This is a genomic window from Actinacidiphila sp. bgisy144 (genome assembly GCF_057708105.1).
On record NZ_JBYIRM010000115.1, the window covers coordinates 1 to 634 of the forward strand.

Annotated in this window: 1 protein-coding gene; it reads left to right on the forward strand. The window is 76.3% G+C overall.

Annotated features, from left to right (window positions below; all coding sequences use genetic code 11):
* Nucleotides 1-634: ketoacyl-synthetase C-terminal extension domain-containing protein (locus AC3EVP_RS36960; RefSeq protein WP_435138196.1), on the forward strand; the 634-nt coding region annotated here is incomplete at both ends.

Below are 634 nucleotides of genomic sequence, written 5' to 3' on the forward strand. Positions count from 1 at the left end.
GGCGCTGCTGGCGACGTACGGTCAGGGGCGGCCGGAGCAGCAGCCCTTGTGGCTGGGGTCGTTGAAGTCGAACATCGGGCACGCGCAGGCCGCCGCCGGGGTGGGCGGGGTGATCAAGATGGTGATGGCGCTGCGGGCCGGTGTGCTGCCGCGCACCCTGCACGCGGACGAACCGTCCCCGCACATCGACTGGTCCGAGGGCCAGGTGCGGCTGCTGACCGAGGCGCGGCCGTGGCCGCGGACCGGGCGGCCGCGGCGGGCGGGCGTGTCGTCGTTCGGCGTGAGCGGCACGAACGCGCACGTCATCCTGGAGCAGGCTCCTGCCTTCGAGCCGGCGCCGGCCAAGGAGCCCGTGGTGGCGCCGGACGTGGTGCCCTTCGTGCTCTCCGCGGCCTCCGCCGACGCCCTGCGCGCCCAGGCCGCGAAGCTCCGCCTGTTTCTCGGCGAGCACGGCGAACTCGCGCCCGCCGACGTGGCGTTCTCCCTCGCCACCCGGCGCACCGAGCTGGAGCACCGGGCCGTGGTCCTGGGCGGCGACCGCGCCGAACTGCTCACCGCGCTCGATGCGCTGGCCGCGGGCCGGCCGGTCCCGCAGGTCGTACTCGGCGGTGCCGCCGCCCATTCCCGCCGCCCG